The organism is Nocardia paucivorans NBRC 100373 (assembly GCF_000308675.1).
GTDB lineage: Bacteria > Actinomycetota > Actinomycetes > Mycobacteriales > Mycobacteriaceae > Nocardia > Nocardia paucivorans.
Genome location: NZ_BAGE01000052.1, coordinates 1 through 25,414 on the forward strand (window position 1 = coordinate 1; position 25,414 = coordinate 25,414).

The following is a 25,414-nucleotide window of genomic DNA, read 5'->3' on the forward strand; positions in this document are numbered from 1 at the left end:
ACCCGGGAACCGGCACCCGATCCCCACGATCGCGATCGGCTCCTCGGACGCGACACCACCCACCACCTGCGGGACAGCGGGGACCGTCCCTTCCAGACGCTGCCGCAGCAACCGCGCCACCGCCGACGGGGTCGGGTAATCGAAAATCAACGTCGCCGGCAACTCCACCCCCGTCACCGCCACCAACCGGTTACGCAACTGCTGCCCGCTCAACGAATCGAACCCGAACGCGGTGAACGCCCGCTCCGGATGAATGGCGGCCGCCGAATCATGACCGAGCACCACCGCCGCCTGCTCGGCCACCACCCCCAACACCAACCCGTCACGATCGCGTTCGGCGACAGCCATCAACCGCGACGCCAGGGCTCCCGCCACCGTCGAGCCGCCGGCATCGGACGCCATCGCCCCCACACCGACCGTCCCACCCGACTCCTCGTCCGCCACCGGATCGACAACCACCCCACCCGACCGACCCACGACCAAACCCGACACATCCCCCGGAACCCAACACCGCCGCCGCTGAAACGCATAGGCGGGCAAATCCACCCGGTCGGCAGGTGCCGCCAACGCTTCTGCGGGCACGTCGATACCGATGCAGTAGGCGTGTGCCAGCGCGGTGGCGATGTGTTCCGGACCGCCTCTATCCCGCTGCAATGTGCCCAGGACGGCGACCTGTTCGGCCTTGCCGATCGAGTTCGCCGTCGACTCGATTGCGGTGGAAACCACCGGGTGCGGACTCACCTCGATGAACGCATTCATGCCCGACTGCAGTAACGCCTCGATCGCCTCGGCGAACCGCACCGGTTCCCGCAATCCTCGATACCAATATTCCGAGTCCAGTTCGCAGGTGTCGATATAGCCCGCGGTTACCGTGGAGAAGAACGGCACCGACCCCGACTGCGGCACGATCGTCTCCAATTCCGCGATCACCCGATCCCGGATGCGTTCCACCGCCGCCGAATGCGATGCGTAGTCCACCGCGATCCGCCGCACCCACACACCGGCGGACTCGCACCTGTCCACGAACTCGTCCACCGCGGCCGTTTCCCCCGACACCACCGTCCGGTCCGGCCCATTCATCGCCGCCACCGAGAGCCGATCGCCGAACTCGGCCACCCATTCGGCCGCGACGTCCGCCGATATTCCGACCGACACCATGCCGCCGGCACCGGCGAGTTGCTCGGCCACCGCCCGGGACCGCATCGCCACCACCCGCGCGCCATCGGCCAACGGCAGGCCACCGGCCACCACCGCCGCTGCGATCTCCCCCTGCGAATGCCCCACCACCGCTGCCGGTTCCACCCCGTGGGAACGCCACAGCCGGGCAAGGGACACCATTACCGCGAACAACACCGGCTGAACCACGTCCACCCGGTCCAACGAGGCCGCGCCCGGCTCACCCCGCAACACCGCCGGCAACGACCAATCCACCCACGGCGCCAACGCGGCCTGGCACTCCGCGATCGATTCCGCGAACACTCCACCCGCGGCCAGCAGCTCGGCAGCCATCCCCACCCACTGACCGCCCTGCCCCGGGAATACGAACACCACACGACGCGACCGGGCGTGTCCTGTCACCGCCGTGGGTTCGAGCCCGAGGGCCGCGGACGGGTCGATCAGCGCGCTCAGTCCGGCGTTCAGTCCGTCGATATCGTGGCCGACGACCGCGCCGCGCCACTCCAGCGGCGTCCGGGTGTTCAGCAGGGAATACGCGATATCGGCGGCGTGGGCCTCGGGGTGATCGGTCAACCATTCCCGTAACCGAACGGCCTGACCGCGCAGCGCCTCCGGGCTCTGCCCGGACAATATCCACACCAGTGACCGCGAAGTACTCGTGGCCGCGGCCGAACCCGCTCCGCCGGATGTTTCTCCGACAGAAGGCTGCGAGGTGACGCTATCGCCCGCCGAAGCCGCCGTGGGGGGTTCTTCCACGATCACATGTGCGTTCGTGCCGCCCATACCGAACGACGACACACCCGCTCGGCGCGGCGCCGCGGTATCGCCGGCGGCGCTTGTGCGGTCTTCCGCCGTTTCCGCTCCCAACCCGGTGCTCGATATCGGGGCGGGCCAGTGCTCCGTCGTGGTCTGTACCCGCAGGCCCAGATCGTCGAGCGGGATTCGCGGGTTCGGGGTGTGGAAGTTCAGGCTGGGTACCAATTCGCGATACCGCAGCGACAATGCGGTCTTGATCAGGCCCGCGATTCCGGCGGCACCATCGAGATGACCGATATTGGTCTTGACCGAACCCACCGCCAATGGCGCGCTCTGTGCCCGCCCCGCGCCGTAGACCTCGCCCAGGGCCGCCGCCTCCACCGGATCACCCGCCGGGGTGCCGGTGCCGTGCAACTCCACATACTGCACGGATGAACCGTCCACCCCGGCCGACACCAATGCCGCCCGGACAACCGCTGTCTGCGCCGCCACACTGGGTGCGCTCAACACCTGGCGTTCGTTACCGTTGTTGACCGCGCTACCGCGGATTACGGCATAGATCCGATCACCGTCGGTGACCGCTTCCGCCAGTGGCTTGAGCACGACGATGCCGCCGCCTTCACCACGGACCGTGCCATCGGCGCTTTCGTCGAATGTCCGGCATTTCCCCGATCGCGAAAGCGCACCGAAATGCGCGTAACGCTCCCCACTCGCCGGCGACAGGATCAGGCTCACCCCGCCGGCCAGCGCCATATCGCATTCTCCTCGACGCAATGATTCGCACGCCAAATGCACTGCGACCAACGAGGAGGATTGCCCGCTGTCGACCACCAGGCTGGGGCCGGTGAAGCCGTAATGATTCGAGATCCGGTTGGCGGTGACTCCTCTACCGACCGCCGACAGCGAGTGCCTGTCGATACCCGAAATGCCTTGTAATGCAGTGATTTCGGCGAAATCTGTACCTGTCGCCCCCACGAACACCCCGGCGCGCGCGCCATTGCGATCGCGGTGACCCGCGTCCTCCAACGCCTCCCAGCTGAGCTCCAAGCCCAGCAGCTGCTGAGGATCGAGCGCTCGCGCCTCGTTCGGTGATACCCCGAAGAAATCGGCGTCGAATTCCGATACCGAATCGAGGAAACCGGCCACCTCACCGATTCCCGACCGGTCGACCGGGGCCGGTCCCACCGCGTCGCGACCTTCACGCAGCAAACGCCAAAAGCTCGAGAGATCGGGCGCTCCCGGCATCCGACACGACATTCCGACAATGGCGATCGCGTCGTTCGCGAAGCCGGCCGACGGCACGATCCGTTGCCGCTTCGGGTCGCTGTATCGCAGCGCTGGGGCGACCTCGTTCGCTGATTCGACCATGGGATTCCTCTACCGCGCCTTATCCTGTGCCAAGCGTTGTGATGTCGTGTGGATGGTTTTCACGGCTTCGGGCCGCCGTGTTCGTCGAGCCGGCGGCGTATCTCCGCCGCCGCGACAGCGCAGTCCGCGCCGATGATCGAGAAGTGGTCGGCATCGATCTCGACCGTCTCGCCGGTGTGCAGCCACGCGGGCATCCGATCGATACCGTCCATTCCCGGCAACGGCCGCGCGGCCCGCAGATTCAATGTCGGCGCGGTGACGGACACGGGTTGCTGTTCGTCGAATATCCGCATGTACTTCGCCATGGCGATCAGACCGTGATCATCGATCTCGGTCATTTCGTGTCCGTTGGCGAGCACCGTGTCGATCGCACTCACGGTCGCCCGACGACGCAGTTCCACACTCTCGGGCGCATAGGGGTCCACCAATATCACCGCCGCCGGACCGCGCCCGCTCTGCTCCAGGCGGTGCGCCACCGCCTGCGCGATCGCCCCACCCGCCGAATAACCGACCAGGACAATCGATGCGCTGTCGCCGATATCCGCCACGGTTTCCGCCAGACAATCCAGTAATGCGTCCGAGGATGCGGGCAACAGCTCCCCGGGTCGGGTACCCGGCAGCCGCAGCGCGATCACCGTGCGGTCACGGCCGAGGGCACGCGCCAATCGCGCGAACTGTTGCGGCCCGGTGCCGACCACGAACGACGGAACACAGACCAAGGAGAATCGGGAAGTACCCCTGTTCAAGGGGATCGGCATCGGCCTGGTGGGCAGGTCGGCGGCGGTGGTGAACGTCTCGGCCAACTCGGCGCTTTCCAACAGCATCGGTATCGCGGTGTCGACGTGTCCACGCCGATGCGCGGCCAGGAACAGGTTGGTGAGACCACCGCGCCAAGAGGATGCCGCGGCACGGGCCTCCGACATACGGGAGCGGAGATAATCCAGTGCTCGTGTCGTCGCGGGGTCGAAGGCGGGCCGGTCGTCTTCGTCGACGGACCGAGCCGCTTCCGGCGAATCCGGGTTGCGGGTTTCATCGGCCGCCACCGTGGCATCGGTGATGGGCCAATAACGTTGGCGCGCGAACGCGTATGTCGGCAACGACACCCGTCTCGGGGCCCGGCCGGTGAACAGGGGCTCCCAGTTCACGTCGATACCCGCATGGTGGGCGTGCGTGAGGAATGTCAGCAGCTGCGTCACCTCGTCGATACCTTCCCGGCCCGCGGCCGCCACCAACGAGGTCGATTCGAGTTCCGCGGGCAGGCACTGCCGGGTCGGCTCCGTCAGCACCGTATCGGGGCCCAACTCCAGGAACCGTCGGACACCCAACTCGCGCAGGGCGTCGACCCCCTGCGCGAATCGGACCGTATCGCGCACATGACCGACCCAATAGCCCGGTTCGGCGAAGGCCGCGCCACCGTCCATACCGAATACGGTGGACACCACCGGCAACAGCGCCCGGCCATAACTCAGCCCCTCGGCGACGGCCTCGAATTCGGGCAATGCGGGATCCACTGCGGCGGAGTGGAATGCGTGATCGACCCGCAGCCGTGAGATCGCGACCTGCTCCGCGGCCAGTATCGCTTCGAGTTTGTCGATGGCGTCCTCGTCTCCGGCGAACTCGACCGCGGACGGACCGTTCACCGCCGCGATCGACAGCCGCCTCCGGAATTCGGCGACGAACTGCGTCGCCCGTTCTTCGGAGACCGCGGCGGCGAGCATCGCACCCTCGGCCGGCAACGCACCCACCAGCCGGCTCCGCGCCACGACCAGCGCGCACGCGTCGGCCGTGGACCACAGTCCCGCCGTGTACGCGGCGACCAGTTCCCCGATCGAATGCCCGATGAGCGCGTCCGGGGTGATGCCGAACGACTCCACCAACCGGAACAACGCCACCTCGAAAGCGAACAGCGCCGGCTGGGCGAATTCCGTTCGATGTACCGAATCCGCGTCCGCGACACCGAAGGCGATGTCCTTCAGCGACACCCCGAGCAACCGGTCGAATTCGGCACATATTTCGTCGAACGCCGATGCGAATACCGGGAACGCCGCATACAACCCGGCCCCCATACCGACACGTTGCGATCCCAGCCCCGTGAACAGAAATGCGATCTTCCCCGATACCGGCGTGCCCTCGGTCACCCTCGGTGCGGTCGTGCCCGCGGCCAGATCCGCCAAACCGGCCAGCATGCCATCCCGGTCCTCGGCGATCACCGCTCCACGCCATTCCAGTCTGCTGCGCATCGTCAGCAGGGAATGAGCCACATCCACCGGTTGCGCTTCCGGATGCGTCGACAGCCAGTCCCGAAGCCGAGCGGCCTGCCTGCGCAATCCCGCGGCGGATTTCGCCGACACCAGCAACGGCACCGTCCTCGCCGCCCCGGGCGGAACGTCCGCTGCCACCGGCTCCACCCGCTGCACGGCCGCCGGTGCTTCCTCGAGGATGAGATGCGCATTGGTGCCGCTGATCCCGAACGCCGACACCCCCGCCCGACGCACCCGCTCCCCCGCGGGCCACGGCTCCGGCTCGGTCAACAACCGCACTCCGCCCGACGACCAATCCACATGTGGCGACGGCGCATCCACATGCAATGTCACAGGCAGCACTTGGTGCCGCATGGCCTGCACCATCTTGATCACACCCCCCACCCCCGCAGCCGCCTGCGCATGACCGATATTCGACTTCAGCGACCCCACCCGTAACGGCTCGGACCGTCCCCGTCCATAGGTGGCGATCAACGCCTGCACCTCGACCGGATCCCCCAACGGCGTCCCCGTACCGTGTGCCTCCACCGCGTCCACATCACTCGCCCCCACACCCGCCGCCGCCAATGCCGCCGCGATCACCTGCTCCTGCGCTGGACCGCTCGGCACGGTCATACCGTCGGCCGCCCCGTCCTGGTTGACCGCCGAACCTCGAATCACGGCGAGCACATCGTGTCCCAACCGTTGCGCATCCGACAACCGCTCCAACACCACAACCCCCACACCCTCCGACCACCCCACACCATCCGCCGACGCCGAAAACGACTTACACCGACCATCCCGCGACAACCCCCGCTGCCGCGAGAACTCCACGAACAAAAACGGCGTCGACATCACCGTCACACCCCCCGCCAACACCAACGAACAATCCCCCTGCCGCAAACTCTGACACGCCAGATGAATCGCCACCAACGACGACGAACACGCCGTATCCACCGTCACCGCCGGCCCCATCAAACCCAACGCATACGCCACCCGCCCCGACGCCATACTTCGCGCCGAACCGGTGCCGACATACCCTTCGGCGACCTGCCCTGCCGCCTTGGCGACCTGGTCGTAGTCCTGGTGGGAAACGCCGGCGAAAACACCGGTTTCGCTGCCGCGCAGGGATATCGGGTCGATCCCGGCGTCCTCCAACGCCTCCCACGAGGCCTCCAACAACAACCGCTGCTGCGGATCCATCGCGACGGCCGCACGCGGACCCACCCCGAAGAACTCCGCGTCGAAGTCGGCGATTCCGGAGAGGAAACCGCCCTCCCGCGTGTATGTCTTTCCGAGCCGATCCGGGTCGGGATCGAACAACCCCGCCACATCCCAGCCCCGATCCTGCGGAAACCCGCCCACCGCATCCGAACCGGACGCGACCAGATCCCACAACTGCCCCGGCGACTCCACACCACCCGGGTACCGACAGCTCATCCCCACGATCGCAATCGGCTCGTCGGTGCGAATTCGGCGCGCCGGCCGTACGGGTCCACCGCCGGCATCCGCGTCACTTTCGCCGATACGGGACAGCACGAACGCCGCCACCGCCGCGGCGGTGGGGTGGTCGAAGACCAGCGTCGACGGCAGCGGGACACCGATCGCCTCGACGAGCCGATTCCGGAATTCCAGGCCCGCCATCGAATCGAAGCCGAGCTCGGTGAACGGCACGGTGGGATCGATGACATCGCCGGAGATATGTCCCAGCACGCCGGCGACCTGTTCCCGAACGATATCGAGCACGATCGCCGCGCGGTCGGCCGGTGGGGCGGCGCTCAGCCGTTGCGCCGATGTCCCGCTCGTGTCCGCGGCGCGATGTACCGGCGTCGCGACAATCGAACGCAGTATCCGCGGCAACGACCCCGCGCGTGCCTGCGCCGACAGGGTCTCGGTGTCGAACTCCGTCCCGATCACCACGGGCGCCGCTGCGCCGAGCGCACGATCGAACAAGGCCAAACCGTCCGCCGTCTCCAACGGCCGCACTCCCATCCGACCCAGTCGCGCCATCGCCGCGTCGTCCAGGCCGCTGGTCATACCGATGCCCTGGTTCCAGGTCCCCCATGCAATCGAGACCGCCGGCAATCCCGCCGCCCGCCGATACCACGCCAACGCATCCAGGAAGGCATTCGCCGCCGCATAGTTGCCCTGCCCCGGAAGACCCACCACACCCGCGGCCGACGAGAAGAGCACGAACGCCGCCAACTCACGGTCCTCGGTCAGCTCGTGCAGGTGCCACGCGCCGTCCACCTTCGGCGCCATCACCCGATCCAGCTGCTCGCCGGTCAATGTCTCGATGGTGCCATCGTCGAGCACACCCGCCGAATGGATCACCGCGCTCGGCGCGAATTCCGCCGGCAACCCCGTCAACAGGCCCGCGACCGCCGCGCGATCGCTCACATCGCAGGCCTCGACCCGCACCTGCGCACCGGCGGCCGCCAGGTCGCGCACCAGCTCGGCCGCACCGTCGCCTCGCTCCCCGCGCCTCGACACAAGCACCAGCCGTCGAACGTCATAGGCGTCGACGACGTGCCGGGCCACCGCGGCCCCCAAACCGGTGGTGCCGCCGGTGATCAACACCGCTCCCGTGCCCAGCGGCGACGGGGTCGCCGGAGCGGGGGCCGAGTGTCGACGTAACCGCGGCGCCCGCAACCGGCCATCGCGCACGGCCTGCTGCGGTTCGTCCGCACGCACCACCGCGGCCACGATGTCCGCGGTCACGTCCTCATCGGCACCCACATCGACGAGGACGAACCGGCCGGGATGCTCGGACTGCGCGCTCCGCATCAGGCCCCATACCGCCGCACCCGCCGGATCCGGTGACTCGCCGGACACGCTCACGGCTCCCCGCGTCACCACGACCAGCCGGGAACCACTCACACGCTCCTCGGCCTGCCAGGCCTGCACCAGTTCCAATGCCGAGTGCACCCACGCCTGGGCCCGTACGGACATATCGTCGGCACTGCCATCCAGGGCGTCGCCTCGGCCGGGCGACCATACGACGATATCCGGTATCGCATCGTCGGCGAGCAGTTCCGCGAGGTCGGCCCGACCATCGGCCCCCGCCGACCGAGCGGCGCCCGAGAACACCATCGATCCCACCGCTTCACCCGAGTCGGATGGCACCGGCACCCAGTCGATATCCGACAGCGAGGCGCGCCGCCCGGGACGGGCGGTGAGTGTCTTCACATCCGCCGGGCGGGTGGTGAGCGATTCGAGGCTCAGCACGAGTTCACCCGTGGGGTCCGAAGCGACGACCCGCACCCGGTCGGTATCCATCCGGATGAGCCGAACCCGCAGGGCCGGCACGCCGGACCGATACAACCGGATCCCGGTGAAGGAGAACGGCAGCGGTATCCGACCCGCGGGCATATCCGAGGCCAATCCCTCGATCAACGGGTGGAATGCGGAGTCCAGCAATGCCGGATGGATTCCGAACGGTATCGCCCGATCACCGGTATCGGCCGGGAGTGACACCTCGACAAGGAGATCGTCACCATCGCGCCACACCGAACCGACCCGTTGGAAAACGGGACCGTAGCCGAACCCCAACTCGGCCAGCCGCTCGTAGAGTTCACCGGTCGGCACCGGCTGCGCACCCACCGGTGGCCATTCCGCGCTCTCCGGCCCGTGCGGTTGTGCGTCGAGCCACGGGAGAACGGTCGCACCGGCCGGCGCCAGGACACCGCCGCCGTGCGATACCCATTCGCCTTCGCCGGATTCGGTATCCTCCTCGGCCACGACACGAGAGTGGATCACGAAGCGGCGTCGCCCCGCCTCGTCGGCCGGTTCGACCCCGACCTGGATATCGACCGCGGTATCGTCGAGCAGCAGCGGCTCTTCGAGCGACAGTTCCTCGACCGATTCGACACCCAGTCGTGCTCCCACGGTCAGTGCCATGTCCACGAAGGCGGTTCCGGGGAGTATCACCGAGCCGAGTACCGTGTGATCGGCCTGCCACGAATGGGTCCGCACCGATATCCGCCCGGTGAACAGCCACTCGTCCTTCCCGGCGAGCTGCACGGCGTTCGTCAACAGCGGATGCCCGAACGAGCCGGTTCCGACCCCGCCGCCGCTGGGCTGCAACCAGTACCGCTGATGCCGGAAGGCGTACGTCGGCAAGGCCACCCGCGCCGCGGCCGGCGCCAATGCCGTGGCCGCCACCGACACCCCGACACAGTGCGCCCGAGCCAGTGCGACGGCGAGCTCCTCCGGTCCCCCGTGGTCTCGTTTCAGTGTGCCCAGGACGGCCACCCGATCGGCCACGCCCAGCACTTCCGCCGTCGACTCGATCCCCGTCGTCAGCACCGGATGCGGACTCACCTCGATGAACGCGTTGATTCCCGCGCCCATCAACGCCTCGATCGACTCGGCGAACCGCACCTGTTCCCGCAGCCCCCGATACCAATACCGGGCATCCAGGCCGGCGGTGTCGAGGTACTCCCCGGCCACGGTCGAGAAGAGCGGCACCGAACCGGTGCGCGGACGAATATCGGCCAGCTGCGCCAACACCCGGTCTCGAATCGACTCCACGGCCGCCGAATGCGATGCGTAATCCACCGGGATCCGTTTCACCCACACGCCGTCGTGTGCGCACCCGGCCATGAACTCCGCCACCGCCGATTCCTGCCCAGACACCACTGTCTGTTCCGGGCCGTTGGTCGCCGCCACCGACAACCGGTCCCCGAATTCGCGCAGCCGCTGCCGGACCGCGTCGGCAGTCGAAGCGACCACCACCATGCCACCGGAGCCGGCGAGTTCCTCGGCCACGGCCCGGGAACGCAGGGCCACCACCCGCGCGCCGTCGGACAACGAAAGACCACCGGCGACAACGGCTGCCGCGATCTCGCCCTGCGAATGTCCGATCACCACCGCCGGCTCCACCCCGTGGGAGCGCCACAGCCGAGCAAGGGACACCATCACCGCGAACAGCACCGGCTGCACCACATCGACCCGTTCCAGCGACGCCGCCGACCCGCCCCGCAGCACGGCGCTCAGCGACCAGTCCACGAACGGCGCCAATGCCGCCTCGCACTCCGCGATCGCTTCCGCGAATACCCCGCCGGCTACCAACAATTCGGCCGCCATACGCTGCCATTGGCCGCCCTGCCCCGGGAACACGAACGCCACCCGCCGAGTCGAGGCGCGGCCCGACACCAGGCCTTCGGCATCACCGGCGGAGTCCGCCAACTTCGCCAACCCGGCCGCCAGATCGGCCGATCCTCGCCCCACCACCGCGGCACGCCATTCCAGGTGGGAACGATGCCGCACCAATGATGAGGCCACCCGCGCCGCATCCGTATCCGGATGAGCGGACAGCCACTCCCGCAATCGAATCGCCTGGTCTCGCAAACCCTCTCGCGTTTTCGCCGAAACGGTCCACACCAGAGCCCCGCCCGAGGCCGTTTCCCCGGCAGGGGGTTCGTCCGGACTCGACGCCGGTGCTTCTTCGAGGATGAGATGCGCATTGGTGCCGCTGATCCCGAACGCCGACACCCCCGCCCGACGCACCCGCTCCCCCGCGGGCCATGCCTTCCGGTCCTGCAGTAATCGCACCGCGCCCGCCGACCAATCCACATGCGGCGACGGCTCCGCCACATGCAGGGTCTTCGGCAACACCCCATGCCGCATCGCCTGCACCATCTTGATCACACCCCCCACCCCCGCAGCCGCCTGTGTGTGACCGATATTCGATTTCAACGACCCCAGCCACAACGGCCGATCCCGATCGACCCCATAGGTGGCGAGCAATGCCTGCGCCTCGACCGGATCCCCCAACGGCGTCCCCGTACCGTGTGCCTCCACCGCGTCCACATCCGATGGTTCCAGACGGGCGTTCGACAACGCGGCCGCGATCACCTGCTCCTGCGCCAAACCGTTCGGCGCGGAAAGCCCGGTCGATGCCCCGTCCTGGTTGACCGCCGAACCTCGAATCACGGCGAGCACATCGTGTCCCAACCGTTGCGCATCCGACAACCGCTCCAACACCACAACCCCCACACCCTCCGACCACCCCACACCATCCGCCGACGCCGAAAACGACTTACACCGACCATCCCGCGACAACCCCCGCTGCCGCGAGAACTCCACGAACAAAAACGGCGTCGACATCACCGTCACGCCCCCCGCCAACACCAACGAACAATCCCCCTGCCGCAAACTCTGACACGCCAGATGAATCGCCACCAACGACGACGAACACGCCGTATCCACCGTCACCGCCGGCCCCATCAAACCCAACGCATACGCCACCCGCCCCGACGCCACGCTGCCCACCGAGCCGGTCCCCGCGTACCCCTCGGCAATCGGGCCCGCGGCCATGGATTTGTACAGGTAGTCCTGGTACATCACACCGGCGAACACGCCGGTGTCACTGCCGCGCAGGGAGGTCGGGTCGATCCCGGCGTCCTCCAACGCCTCCCACGAGGCCTCCAACAACAACCGCTGCTGCGGATCCATCGCCGCGGCCTCACGCGGACCTATTCCGAAGAAACCCGCGTCGAAATCGGCCGCACCACGCAGGAAACCACCTTCCCGCGTGTACACCTTCCCGAACCGATCCGGGTCGGGGTCGAACAACCCCGCCACATCCCAGCCCCGATCCTGCGGAAACCCACCCACCGCATCCGAACCGGACGCGACCAGATCCCACAACTGCCCCGGCGACTCCACACCACCCGGGTACCGACAGCTCATCCCCACGATCGCAATCGGCTCGGTAAGCCTTTCCTGCAGCTGCGTCAGATCGTCACGTGTCGTCAGGAGCTCCACCGTGACCTTTTTCAGGTACTCCATCAGGCGTTCGGACGAATCGCCGGTGCTTGTGTCCATAGCTCGTATCCCGTGGTATTTCGAAGGTGCCAGGGCCGCCCGATCGCGCGAGCAGCGAAAAGTACTGCCCGGCTACTGTTTTCGTTCGAAAGACAGTGACAAGGTGGCGAAGGCGGGCCTCGAGGGCACCTTCCGCGGAAACCCGAACAACTGCGGCGGGGAACCGATGCGCCGACCGGTCACACCGCCGACCGGGACGGGGGCGGACAAGCAGGCGGCAGCGACTTTCGGCGATCTCCCGCGAAGCACGACAGCACGATCACGTATCCGGACAGCGGCAGATTGATCGATAATCAACGGTCCGTTGTCCATGAGTAAGAACTTCCTTTCACGGCCGTGAAAGGCATGCCGACAATGTCGCAGGTAACCGGCGGGCTACCCGAGGCAGGTGCCCACCCTCTCCCGTACAGAAGACGAAATCGCTGCCCATCAGGTATCTCTCTCCGCCAAGCAAGCCACAAGACATCTCCGGGGTGCTTGCTGGACCTAAGGCTGCCGGCCGAAGCGATTCCGCGCAACCGGTGTACTCTTATCCGACGGTACATAGCCTATCGGCATAAATTGCTGGGGCGAGGACCGAGATCGGTCGGATGGACGACAACCCGCTCGAGCCGCTCTCCGGCATTGCGCGCGCCGAGACCGGTTACTACGTTCATCCCATGAGTTCGGCTTTTCCGCGCTTGCTGTCACCGCTCGAGGTGGGGCGCGTCAAACTGCGCAATCGCGTGGTGATGGGTTCCATACACACCGGCCTGGAGGACCGCGATTGGCATATCGACCGACTGGCCGCGTTCTTCGCCGAACGAGCCCGCGGCGGGGTCGGTCTGATCGTCACCGGCGGATGCGCACCCAATCGCGAAGGTTGGGTGTGGCCGTTCGCCCGGGGAATGATCACCGAGGAGGACGCCGAGCGGCACCGCGTGGTCACATCGGCGGTTCACGCCGAAGGCGCCAAGATCGCCTTACAGATTCTGCACGGAGGCCGCGATTCGCATGTTCCGAACAATGTGGCACCCTCGGCGGTGACCTCGCTGCTCACCGCATTCGAACCTCGGGTGATGTCCGAGAAGGACATCGAATCGACGATCGCCGACCATGTGCGCTGCGCCGAACTGGCCGAGTCGGCCGGATACGACGGAATCGAACTGATGGGCGGCGAGGGTTTTCTGATCAATCAGTTCCTGGCGCCGCGCACCAACCTACGAACCGACGGCTGGGGTGGTTCACCGGCCAACCGGCGCCGGTTTCCCGTCGAGATCGTCGCCCGAACGCGGGCGGCGGTGGGCGACGACTTCTTCATCATGTATCGGATGTCGATGGCGGAATTCGTCGACAACGGCCAGACCTTCGAGGAGATCATCGCCCTGGCACAGGAATTGGAAGAGGCCGGGGTCGACATCATCAATACCGGTGTCGGCTGGCACGAGTCACGGGTGCCGACCATTGCCACGGTGGTGCCGCGGGCGGCGTTCGTCGGATACACCGCCCAACTCAAAGCGCATGTGACGGTTCCGGTATGCGCGTCGAATCGGATCAATATGCCTCAGGTCGCGGAGGAAATCCTGGAGCGGGGCGATGCGGACCTCATCTCCGCGGCCCGGCCACTGTTGGCCGACCCGGAATGGGTGAACAAGGCCGCCGAATCCCGGGTGGACGAGATCAATACCTGCATCGCCTGCAACCAGGCCTGCCTCGACCACACCTTCACCAGGAAAACCGTGTCCTGCCTGGTGAATCCCCGCGCCTGCCACGAAACACTGCTGCAGTTGCTGCCCACCCGCCACGCCAAACACATCGCCGTCGTCGGCGCCGGTCCCGCGGGCCTGTCCGTCGCGATCGGGCTGGCCGAACGCGGCCATCGGGTCAAGCTCTTCGAAGCCGACGACAAAATCGGCGGCCAGTTCGATCTGGCCCGCCGCATTCCCGGTAAGGAGGAGTTCGACGAGACCATCCGGTACTTCAACCGGAGACTCGAACTCACCGGCGTCACAGTGCACTTCAATATCCGGGTTACCGCGGAACGGCTGGCCACCGACGACTGGGACGAAGTCGTGCTGGCGACCGGTATCCGCCCCAATCTTCCCGATATCCCGGGAATAGATCACCCGATGGTGCTGTCCTACCCCGAACTGATCCGCAAAGAGCGCACCGTCGGCAAACGGGTCGCGGTCATCGGCGCGGGTGGGATCGGTTTCGATGTCGGCGCCTTCCTCACGGTCGCCGGACACAGCATGGTGGAACTCGAGCAGTGGCAGGCCGAGTGGGGCGTCACCCACGACGCCCATGTCCGTGGTCAATTGACCAGGCCCCGACCCGCTCCCGCTCTCCGGGAGGTGACCCTGCTGCAACGGAAATCGGGCGCATTCGGAACGACCCTCGGCACGTCGACCGGATGGATCCATCGCGCCGTTCTCGACGCGAAGGGGGTCGAACAGGTCGGCCGGGTCAACTACGAACGGATCGACGACCGCGGGCTGCACGTCAGTTTCGGAGAGAACCGACAGGGACGGCGCATCATCGATGTCGACAATGTGATCGTGTGTGCCGGGCAGGAATCCGTCCGCGATCTGGCAGTTCCACTCGAAGCCCTCGGTATGCGCGTGCATCTCATCGGTGGTGCCGACGATGCCGTCGGTATCGACGCCAAACGCGCCATCGACCAGGGCACCCGTCTCGCCGCCATCCTCTGAGCACGCTCCGAGGCCGACGGATGGGCCTCATTCGGTGCGCGGTGACCCATACACCGTTTTCATTGCCCGTCGAGGATCTCGCGGGCCCGGTCGTAGTTCTCTTTCCGTTTCGCAGCGCCGTTGGAACCGCTATTGATCGTCCGGGTGATCTCACGAATATTCGAGTCATCGGCCGGCTCGTTCAAATTCTTGGTGCCCCAATACCATCCGGCGGTGGCGAAGGCATATTCCGGATCGCCGACGAGGTCACCTCCACGGGCGATTCGGATCCCTCCTTCGGAGGAAGCCGAAGGCCATATCGCGCCGGACCCCAAGGATCCATCTCGATCCGGTCGTACGGAGGATCCATGGTTCCGGTTCTCGCGGTACGGGGTCGGCTCCGGCCACCCCCTCCCGGGGGATGAGGGACCACCGAGACCTGTCCAACGGTAACGAGCGTCCCGGCTCTTCGTATCCGATCCGACTCGACCTCGGCACCTTCGTTCTTCATTTCACTCGGGGCGGACGATGTCCGTCGCCGCGGTAGCCGACCCCTGATGTCGATGTCTTCGACTCGTCCTCTCCGCCGGCGGTGGTCGCCGCCAGAAGTGTGGTCCCCCAGCTTCGCATGTGATCGATCGCTTCGGGTGGTCCGTGCACGGTGAACGGCGCGCCGATCGCTGCGAGACAGAAGGCCGCCCAGTCCAGGGACTCGGCGGCGATACGGACATCACACGAGTTGTCGTCGACGGCGGTCACGGCACCGTAGTGCGCGATTTCGGCTCGGATCCTGTCGGCGGGGGCCGCGACCGTGGCATGTACCCGGTACCTGGCGGGCAGCGACCCGATCTGATTCTGCACGTATTCCACCGGGTCGTCGATGGGCAGACGACGCGGAGCGAAGCGCGCACCGGTGCGGTGCGGACGGGTGATTCGGTCGATTCGGAAAATGCGCCAGTCGGTGCGGTCCAAATCCCAGGCCACCAGATAGAAACGATTGTCGACGTTGACGATGTGGTGCGGCTGAGCCGTACGGTCCGATTCGACGCGACCGCCCGAGCGGTAGGAGAACACAACGGTATCGGCGTCCCGGCAGGCGAGCGCGAGCGTCGTGAGCGTGGCGATATCGTCGATGGCGGCCCGGTGGTGGCCGTCGCCCGCGCGCGTGGCCACGGATCTGAGGCTATCGATCCGACGCCGGATACGGGTGGGCAGAACCTGGACGATCTTGGCCATGGCACTCATGGCGGCTTCGGCGGAGGCGGGATGGTTTCCGGTCGCGATCTCCTGCAGGCCCAGCACCGTCGCCGCGGCCTCTTCCTCGCCCAGGACCAGTGGCGGCAGGGCCGCACCTGCGCCGAGCTGGTAACCGCCGCCGGTCCCGCGGGTCGTGACAATCGGGTAGCCGATCTCCTGGAGGACACGCACATCGCGGCGAAGGGTCCGTTCGCTGATACCGAGCCGGCGCGCGAGTTCGGCACCGGGCCAGTGGCGACGGCTCTGCAACAGACCGAGGAGCGCGAGCGTGCGAGTGCTGTTGGACACACCCCGAGGCTATGTTCGGTTGCGGTCGGATCCTGTCCAGAAGGGTGACGAAGCTGGGGTGGCAATCGAAAGGAGACAGTATGTCCACCACCCCTGCAGTTCCCCCGGCACCCGCCGGCTCCGCCACCGTCGATCCCTTCATCTGGACCGACGACGCGGCGGGTCTGATCGAATTCCTGGTCGACGTATTCGACGCGGTCGAGGTCTCGGAGGCTCGGACGCTCGATACCGATGGGCTGATTCTGCACTCGGAGCTACGGATCGGTGATTCGACACTCACGATCGCCGAACGGAAACCCGACTGGCCTTACACTCCGGCATTCGTCCGTGTCTACGTGCACGACCCGGCCGCGACCCTGGAGCGCGCCGTCGCTCGAGGGGCCCGGATCGTCACCGAGCCGACGGATTTCTGGGGTGATGTGCTTTCCCGGTTCGCCGACCCGTTCGGACACCTGTGGTGGGTGTACAAGCACAACCCGGGCGATGTCTCCTGGGACGAGGAACCCACCTCCGGAAAAGGCGAATCCGATTGGGGCTCGACCGATTCCGCGGCAGACGACGCCCGGGAGCAGTCCTGGGAATCGTTCACGACACCCGAGTTGGAATCCATCCACTCCTCGCTCATGGAAGCGATGTCGTCGCTGCGAGATCCGCGCGACCGTCGACCCGCGACCGACGGAACCGGCTCGTAATCACCGGAGAACCTCGTAATCACCGGAGAACCTCGTAATCACCGGAGAACGATGCCCTGCGGCTCCCCTCCGTGCCGCGGGGCATCGACCCTCCTTCCCACATCCCGGTTCGTTCGGTCCGTTCACCGGGGGCCGGCGGCGGCCCGCTCGGCGGCCGCGAGTCCGGAACTCACCGCCGCCGATATGTCCGGTGTGCTCTGATAGGCCCCGAGTTCGACGAATGTCTCGGCGAGATTTTCCAGGTCGGTGCCGAGCCTGCTCCGATAGAGCTCGATCGAACCGGGCAGCGACAGGTACTCCACTTTGTCGATCTGCAGGGCGGCCTGTTTCGGATCGATGGTGATGCCCTGGGTCGTGTAGTACTCGATCAGCAGGTCGGCGGCCTGGTCCCGGTGTTCCGGAATCCAGGCGTTGGCCCGGAACGCGGCGCGCAGGAAGTCGTCCGCCTGTTGCGGTCGTTTCTGCACGAACTCCCGGGTGAGACCGATGAAGTCGTATACCGGGGTACCGGCCATATCGCCGTCGCAGACGCGCACATAGTCGGGGTTTCCTTCGAAACCCGCGTCGAAGGGCGGCCAGGTCATCGCTCCCCCGCCCCTACCGCCGCCGAATGCACTGGGTATCGCATTGGTCTCGATCGGAACCAGATGAACCTCGCCCGCCAGGTTCAGCTTCTGCAGGCAGCTGAGCAGCACATAATGCGCGGTCGAGTTCGTTTTGACCAGAATGTCCTTACCGCGCAACGCCTCGGTGGGCGTCGTACCGTTCAGATCCGCCCGCCGGACCCACAACGCCAGAGTTCTGCCTTCTTCGGTGTTGACCCCGGCGGGCACCATCTTCCATTTCTCGGCCGCGGTCAGGCCGGGTGGCGCGCCCATGAATCCTGCGTCCCACGCTCCGCCGGCGCCCGCTTCGACGAGTGGGGCGCCACTGGGGAAATAGACCAGGTCGACGTCGAGACCCGCTTCGGTGTAATAGCCCAGTCGGTCCGCCAACCAGAGTGGGAACCCCGTGGACGACGGCTGGGTCGCCACCGTGACCTTGTTACCGGTATTGCCGGTTCCCCCAGTGGCGCTGTTGCATGCCGCGAACAGCAATACGGCACCGATCAGCGCGGCACACCGCCACCAGCGACGCGTCATCGGAGACCACCCAGTTCCGCGCGCACCGAATGCCATATCCTCTTGTGCAGTTCGGCGAATGCCGGGTCGGCCATCGATTCGTCGACTCCCGCCGACCGCCAGGCACGTCCGGCCTCGAGGGAGAACTCCTCCTTGATCGCACCCGGACGGGCGGTGAGCACCACACAGCGATCACTGAGGTAGACGGCCTCCTCGACACTGTGCGTGACCATCAGGACGGTGAGTTCGAGCTCGCGCACCAGAGTGGACAATTCCTCCTGGATCAATACCTTGGTCTGGGCGTCGAGCGCGCCGAGGGGTTCGTCCATCAGCAGCACATCCGGACGTACCACCAATGCTCTGGCCAGCGCCACCCGCTGCTGCATCCCGCCGGACAATTCGTGGGGGTAGGAACCGGCGAAACCGGCCAGTCCGACCATCTCGAGTGCCTCGTTCACCCGCTCGTCCCGCTCCTGTCGCGGCACCCGCGCCATCCGCAGTCCGAACTCGACGTTCCCTTTGACGGTTTTCGCCGGAAACAACGCAAACTGTTGGAACACCACGGCGCGATCCGGTCCCGGACCATGCAACGGTTTTCCGTTGAGAAGAACCTCGCCCTCGGTCGGTTTCTGGAGCCCCGCCGCAAGCATCAGCAGCGTCGATTTACCACAACCGGACGGCCCCACCAGACTCAGGAACTCGCCCGCGGCGACCTCGAGGTCGATCGGGGTGAGGGCGGTGAGCTCCCGTCCCCGGGAACGAAACCGCATTCCCGCTCCCCGGAAGGCGAGCTTCACCTCTCGACCGGCCGGGGCCGTCTCGTCGACGACCGGGTCCTCGTTCTCGGTAATGGTCATCGCTTCGTACCCAATCCTTTCGTCCAACGGGTGAACGGCCGTGTCACGACCCGCAGCAACAGGTCCATTGCGGCGCCGAGCACACCGATGGCCACCATTCCGGCGATGATCAGGGCCGGATCACTGCTCTGCTGGCCGGAAAGGATCACGAAGCCGAGCCCGGAGTGGCCCACGATCAATTCGGCGCCCATCAATGCCATCCAGCCGTTGCCGACCCCGATCTGCAGGCCGGCGATGGTCAGCGGTGCTCCGGTGGGGATCGCTACGCTGGTCAACGTGCGGTGGGTGCCCCCGCCGAATACGGCCGCGGCGCGCACCAACGCGGGGTCGACCCGACGTACCGCGGCCTCGGCGTTCAGAACACAGGCGGGGAACACCGCGATGAACACCACGAACGCCTGCGCCGCCAGCCCCGGCCGCAACCACAGGATCGCGAGGGGTATCCAGGCGAACGGGGCGATATAACGCAGCACCTCGAACAGGGGCAGCAATACCGCCCGGATCAACGGGTACCAGGCGAAGACATAGCCCGTGACCACACCCGATACGGCGGCCACTCCGAACCCGACACCCCACCGGGCGAGCGACACTCCGGCATGTCCCAACAGGGTATGGCCGGCGAGCGGGGCGACCAGCAGGTCCGCCAGTCGGCGGGCGACCTCCGGCGGCGACGCGAGGGTGTGGTTGGCGTCGAGTCCGAACACCTCCACCGCCAACCACCACACGGCCAGTAGGGCGATGATGCCGCTACCGGCGAGCAGTGCCTTGCGCGCACCACCGGGTAGCGCGGCGACGGTTCGGGCGCCGGATGTGCTCGTCGTCACGCTCATGTGGTCACGCTCCAACGGATCAGTCGTTTCTCGGCGATTCGGATCCCTTCCGACAACACGACCCCGACCAGGCCGATCAGCAGCATGGCCGCCACCATGATGTCGATGTCCAGGGTGGATCTGGCATTGAGCGCGACGTAGCCGAGCCCTTCGGTGGCGCCGAGCAACTCGGCCGCGACCACGGTCATCCAGGCGTTGCCGAGCGCCAGCCGCGCACCGGTGACCACCGTCGGCATCGATGTCGGCAGCACCACGGCCCACAGGGTGCGCCAGGTACCCGCACCGAGAGTGTGGCTCGCGTGGATCAACACCCGATCGGTTCCCGAGACCGCCTCGTAGGAGTTGAGGATCCACGGCACCACCGCGGCCAAGGTCACCACGTATACGCGCGCGAGGTCCCCGAGCCCGAACCAGAGGATCGCCAGCGGAATCCATGCGATCGGCGGGATCGGTCTGATGACATTGAAGATCGGCCGCGCGATCAGCTCGAATGTACGGAAGGCACCCATTGCGATCCCGACCGGGATACCGATGACCGCACCCACCAACCAGCCGGTCACCACGATCCCGACACTGGCCAGCAGATGCCCGCCGAAGGTGTTGCCCTGATACGGCGAGGTCAGGAACTGTACGAGGCGGTCGAATACCGCGTCCGGCGGTGGCAGGAACAGCGGTGGGACGAGCTGCGTGACCTCGGTCACCAGATACCAGAGGCCGACGAACAGAACCGTCGAGATCGCACCGATGGCGAATCGCCCGCCGGCCGAGCCGGTAAGTCGCTCTTGTCTGGTGGGAAATGTCACGACGAACTACTCCCACTCCGACTCAACGCTCGACGTGCACGCACTTGCCACCTCTTCCTCCATGAGCCCGACATCGGTCTGCGGTCGCGTCAATTTACGACCGGATTCGCGGCGGAACAATGATTGAAATCGGGAAGATCGAATATCGCGAATAGAGATATGGACCACATTCGCGGGTGGATTATCGGACGGAATTCTCGCCCGTCACGCATGGCTCTCGGGCGGGTCTCCCGCTCGCGCCGTCCGCGCCCGCCAGGACAACCGTGACGAAACGCGGCCGATAGATGCCGACGTCTCGGTAGAGATCCCCGCCGGGTGCGGTGTCGAGACTGTTGACGTTGTAGGAGACGACCAGTTCCGTCGGCGTCGAGAATTCGGGGTGGGCGTGCGCGTTGTAGGTGTAGACGTCGGGGTCCGCATATGATCCCGACGCCCCGCTCTCCGGTGCCGTGTACAGCGTCACCGCCGGACCGAACGGGCCGGTCGGCGTCGGAGCGAACCTACCGATCACACGATTGCCGAATACACTGTCATTCGCCATGGTGACGAGCAGATAGCGGCCGTCCCGCACCCGATGAACCGATAGTTCGGAATGGACTCCGCGCGCGATTCGCGCCGACTCCGCCTCGAATTCCGACCAGCGATACCCGTTCCAGAACGACAGCGGCTCGCGCAGATCGTTTCCCGCGACGCGGGCCACATGCAGATATTTCTCCGTGCCCGCTGTCTCCACCCCGTACACATGGGTCCACTGCCCGTCGGGCTGCACCCACTGCCCCCACTGAATTCCCCTGCCGCGCGGCAACGGGGTCACCGAAACCACTTTTCCCAGATCGGTTTCCGCGATTCGCGCCACTGCGGAACCGACGAATTCGATATCCCAGGATCCGGGTCCGGCCGACCGCCACTCGCCGACGGGAATCTGCAATACCCCGTCGAGTGCGACAGCGGCGCCCACCCAGTACCAATTATCCGGTTGTGTCGGTTCTATCAGTGCGGCGGGTTTCTCCTCGGTACCACCGACCACCGTGGACAGCCGGCCGTCCACGCCCTGCACGACCAGTGAATTGTGCAGGAAACCGGCTTCGTCCGGGCGCCGAGGGGGATCGATGGGTCCCAGGAAGGTATCGGAGAACGCGAATACCGCGCGGCCGTCCGACAATACCGTCGACCAGGTCGAATCCGCACCGGTCCACCCGGCGCCGGAGTTGCCGTATTCCGTGAACATGGTGTTCAGACAGTCCAACGGCCGGGCGTCCACCACGAAAGGCGCTGTTTCGCTCCCGGGCGGGACGGAACCGGGAAGAAGCAACGCGACGACCCCGGCGAGGGGCAGCATCACTGCTCGTATGCCGGCGCGAAACGACATGGCGCCGATCGTGCCATACGGCCGCCGTACACACAGCGTGGGTTCCGGTGGCGATCTTCACCACCGGAACCCACGGCTGCTCGTGGATCGGACGGGACTCAGCGACCGGTCCAGACAGGGGGACGCTTTTCGTTGAAGGCACGCACACCTTCGGTCGCATCTTCGGAGAACAACGCGGTGGAGGCGATGTCGTACTGTTTGTCGAAGGCTTCGTCGGTGGTCCAGTCGAGGGTCTCGTCGACAATGCGCTTACTGCCCTCCAGGCTGAGCGGCGCATTGGCGGCAATGCGTTCGGCCAGTTCGATAGCCGCCTCGAGCGCCCGACCCGGTTCGGCGAGGACATTGATCAGACCGAGTTCGGCCAGCCGACCGGCCTGCATGGGGTCACCGGTGAGCGCCAGTTCCATGGCGATATTGCGCGGTAGGCGTTCCCGCAGACGCATGACCCCACCGGCGGCGGCGATGAGACCGCGCTTGGGTTCCGGGATGCCGAACTGTGAATCGCTCGCCGCGACGATCAGATCCGCGGCCAGGGCCAATTCGCAACCACCCGCGAGGGCCGGACCTTCGACCGCGGCGATCAACGGTTTGCGGGGTGGTTTACCGGCCAGTCCCAGGGCGCCGCGGTTCTCGGTGAGCGGGGCCTCGCCCCGGGCCATCGCCTTCAGATCCATTCCGGAGCTGAAGTAGCCGTTCGCGCCGGTGAGGATGGCGACGCGGACGTTCGGGTCGGCTTCGAACGCGTCGCAGGCCTTTTCGAGTCCGAGTGCCATGGCGTGATTGACCGCATTGCGGACCTCGGGGCGGTTCATCGTGATGATCATGATGGGACCGCGACGTTCCACCAGCACCGGCGGCGGCGGAGGCGCGGGCAGCTCCTGGCGCTGTGTGCCCTCGAATGTGATGTCGCCACCGTGGACGGTCACGGGCAGGCCCAACGCGTCACCATCACGTAGTTCGGTGACGAGCTCGGACCTGTTGCTGCGCAACAATACTCGCGCACCATCGGGGGTGATCAAGCTGATGATGGCCGCTTCCGGTTCACCGTCGCGACCGTAGGGCAGGGTGTAGGCCTCGACCACCGCCGGACCTTCGTATTCGGTGCGGACCGGCCGGGCGGGCGGGTTGTCGACGACCGGCCGCAGATGGGCGTAGGGCCGCTGCGGTGGGGTGGCGGAATAGATACCGAGCGCATGTTTGGTGACGTACCAACCGAGCGAGGTGCTCAGACCGAAAGCCTCGGGATCGTCGCGCAATTGCCGGACCATGGTGGCGATCGCGTGGGTGCCGTAATTGTTGCCCGGCCCGCCACCGAAGGTCAGGCCGCCCGTCACCGAGAGCGGACGATCGGGATCGTCGGTGGGAAGTCCCAGTTCCCGAGCCGCGATCTGCACCGCCACCGGGAAGCAGGAGTACAGGTCCACGGGACCGATCCGGTCGATGGTCAGACCGGCATGCTCGAGCGCCGCCGCGCCGACCGCCCGGATCGCCGGGGAGGCGGCCAGTTCCGCGCGTTCGGAGACGAACCATTCGTCGTGTGCGCTGGCTCCGGCGTGGAGGAAAACCCATTTGTCCTGCGGAATGCCGGCCTCCTCGGCGGCGGCGGCACTGCACAGCACCAGTCCGGCGGCCATATCCACCTGCAGATTGGCGCACAGCAGTTTGGTGTACGGGGCCGATACCGCCCGGTTCTCCGCGGTCGGTGTGGTCAGCTCCGGCGCGCTGTACCGCTGCGGCAGCCAGGCGTTCGGATTATCCGCACCCACCTCCGACAGCCGCGACCACAGCTCGCCGATCGCCTGGAGATGTTCTTTGGGCTCGCGACCGAGCCGATGCCGGTTGGCCGATTCCATGAGCGCGTACATGTAGATGGGCGCGCCCAGCCCGACGGCGGTTTCGGCGGCGTTGTTGGCCTCCTTGTCGATCCCGGCGATGCGGGTCGGCTCCACATCGGACCCCTGTTGCGGCCACGCCACCTCGGTGCCCACCCGCTGCGCGGCGGCCATGGTGGCGCCCGCCTCCGCACCGGTCACCAGCACGATCTCGTAGGTGCCGTCCGCGATGGCCTGCGCGGCCTCGTTGACCAACAACTGACCGCCGTCACCACCGTAGGTGGTGGATTGCACGGTATCGACCGAGGGCGCGCCGACGGCCTGCGCCACCAGGGCGCCGAGATCCCGGTACTGCCAGGAGGCGCTGGCCACCGCGAAAACCGCGTCGGCGGACGCGAGCAGAGACCGTCCCACCCCGGCGTCCTCCGCCGCTTCTCGCAGGGCCCGCACCGCCAGCGCCGACGGGTCCTCGGCGGTGTTCGGCTGATGTTGGACGAACTGTCCGGCGCCGACCAGGACCGGTGTGTTGGGCGCGAGCGTACGACCGGATGCCTTGTGCAGCACTGGCTTCCGCACCGATTTCGCACCGGCGAGGGGCCCCGCCGCATCGATGCGTTCCGGCACCCGGTCCAGCGATTCCCGCAAGGCCTCCGACAGGCTTCGCACCAACGACGCACCCAGGGGTCCGTCGACGGGTTGTCCCGACAATCCGGCGTCGAAGTAGGCGATCGCCCCGTTCGCATCGGCGCGCACAGTGAGCCAGAAGCCGAGGGTCAGGCCCATCGGCCCGGTGCCGCGCAGCACCAGCGCGGTCTCGTCCACCGTGACCACGGTCCAGGCGACCTCGGCCGGGATGCCCATGAACTTCACCTGCTGGGTGAACTCCCATCCGGGATATACGCCCTTGGGGGCGTCGCCGCGGAAGGCGGCGTGCATGGTCAGCCATTCGGCGAAGCGGGCCGGATCGGTCAGATAGGCCGCGACATCGGCCACCGGGCGGTCGATGCGTTTGCTCGCGTGGGCTCGTTTGTCGAATTCCTCGATCCCCTCCGGCGGGGTGTAGTCCGCGGGGACGGTCGGGGCGGCGGACGGTGCGGCAGGCGGCTTGCCCAGCGCGCTCCCGACCACGTCGCGCAGAATCGCCGGATCCTTTTTCACGGCATCGGCGAGCGTTCGTACCGTGCGCACACCGGCGCGCGCCTGTCGCAACACTCCGGGAAGTCGACCCTTGTCAGCCACTACCTTGCCCTTTCGATTGACGGAACTATTACGGGGAAGATAGTTCCGTGGAACTATTAGACGGATAGTGGTTCCACATGTCAAGA

General features: G+C 66.6%; 11 protein-coding genes. 2 read left to right on the forward strand and 9 right to left on the reverse strand.

From position 1 onward, the window contains the following. Together ON32_RS18420 and ON32_RS18425 are read right to left on the reverse strand one after the other, a co-directional pair. Window positions 1-3,300 (reverse strand): type I polyketide synthase (locus ON32_RS18420; protein WP_157224232.1); only part of this gene is annotated, 3,300 nt, incomplete at its 3' end. Window positions 3,301-3,359: 59 nt separating this feature from the next. Beyond that, window positions 3,360-12,371 carry a type I polyketide synthase gene (locus ON32_RS18425; RefSeq protein WP_051133414.1) on the reverse strand — a complete coding sequence of 3,004 codons (9,012 nt, stop codon included), beginning with the start codon at window positions 12,369-12,371 and terminating at the stop codon, window positions 3,360-3,362. A 659-nt stretch (window positions 12,372-13,030) separates the two neighbouring features. Here ON32_RS18425 and ON32_RS18430 point away from each other — a divergent pair. Continuing rightward, window positions 13,031-15,061: an NADPH-dependent 2,4-dienoyl-CoA reductase gene (locus ON32_RS18430; protein WP_040792326.1), complete on the forward strand. Its 2,031-nt coding sequence runs from the start codon at window positions 13,031-13,033 to the stop codon at window positions 15,059-15,061. Between the two features lie 486 nt (window positions 15,062-15,547). On the opposite strand, the gene ON32_RS18440 is transcribed toward ON32_RS18430, so the two are convergent. Continuing rightward, window positions 15,548-16,585, reverse strand: coding sequence for a helix-turn-helix transcriptional regulator (locus ON32_RS18440; RefSeq protein WP_083874621.1), 1,038 nt, complete (start codon window positions 16,583-16,585; stop codon window positions 15,548-15,550). A gap of 80 nt (window positions 16,586-16,665) precedes the next feature. On the opposite strand from ON32_RS18440, the gene ON32_RS18445 reads away from it, so the two are divergent. After that, on the forward strand, window positions 16,666-17,277 hold the full coding sequence (locus ON32_RS18445; RefSeq protein WP_040792225.1) for a VOC family protein: 612 nt from the start codon (window positions 16,666-16,668) through the stop codon (window positions 17,275-17,277). A 122-nt stretch (window positions 17,278-17,399) separates the two neighbouring features. On the opposite strand, the gene ON32_RS18450 is transcribed toward ON32_RS18445, so the two are convergent. The 6 genes from ON32_RS18450 to ON32_RS18475 form a co-directional block, all read right to left on the reverse strand. Then, window positions 17,400-18,419 carry an ABC transporter substrate-binding protein gene (locus ON32_RS18450; protein WP_040792226.1) on the reverse strand — a complete coding sequence of 340 codons (1,020 nt, stop codon included), beginning with the start codon at window positions 18,417-18,419 and terminating at the stop codon, window positions 17,400-17,402. Next, complete coding sequence (locus tag ON32_RS18455) at window positions 18,416-19,255, reverse strand: ABC transporter ATP-binding protein (RefSeq protein ID WP_083874623.1); 840 nt, start codon at window positions 19,253-19,255, stop codon at window positions 18,416-18,418. Before ON32_RS18455 ends, ON32_RS18450 begins: the two co-directional genes overlap by 4 nt. Next, window positions 19,252-20,085: an ABC transporter permease gene (locus ON32_RS18460; RefSeq protein ID WP_083874624.1), complete on the reverse strand. Its 834-nt coding sequence runs from the start codon at window positions 20,083-20,085 to the stop codon at window positions 19,252-19,254. The genes ON32_RS18455 and ON32_RS18460 overlap by 4 nt, the downstream gene beginning before the upstream one ends. Next, window positions 20,082-20,888 (reverse strand): ABC transporter permease, encoded by an 807-nt coding sequence (locus ON32_RS18465; protein WP_051133417.1) that lies wholly within the window; start codon window positions 20,886-20,888, stop codon window positions 20,082-20,084. Before ON32_RS18465 ends, ON32_RS18460 begins: the two co-directional genes overlap by 4 nt. Before the next feature lie 181 nt (window positions 20,889-21,069). Then, window positions 21,070-22,257 (reverse strand): DUF5005 domain-containing protein, encoded by a 1,188-nt coding sequence (locus ON32_RS18470; RefSeq protein WP_083874625.1) that lies wholly within the window; start codon window positions 22,255-22,257, stop codon window positions 21,070-21,072. 98 nt (window positions 22,258-22,355) lie between these two features. Then, window positions 22,356-25,328 (reverse strand): type II toxin-antitoxin system Rv0910 family toxin, encoded by a 2,973-nt coding sequence (locus ON32_RS18475; RefSeq protein ID WP_040792227.1) that lies wholly within the window; start codon window positions 25,326-25,328, stop codon window positions 22,356-22,358. Window positions 25,329-25,414 lie beyond the last annotated feature (86 nt).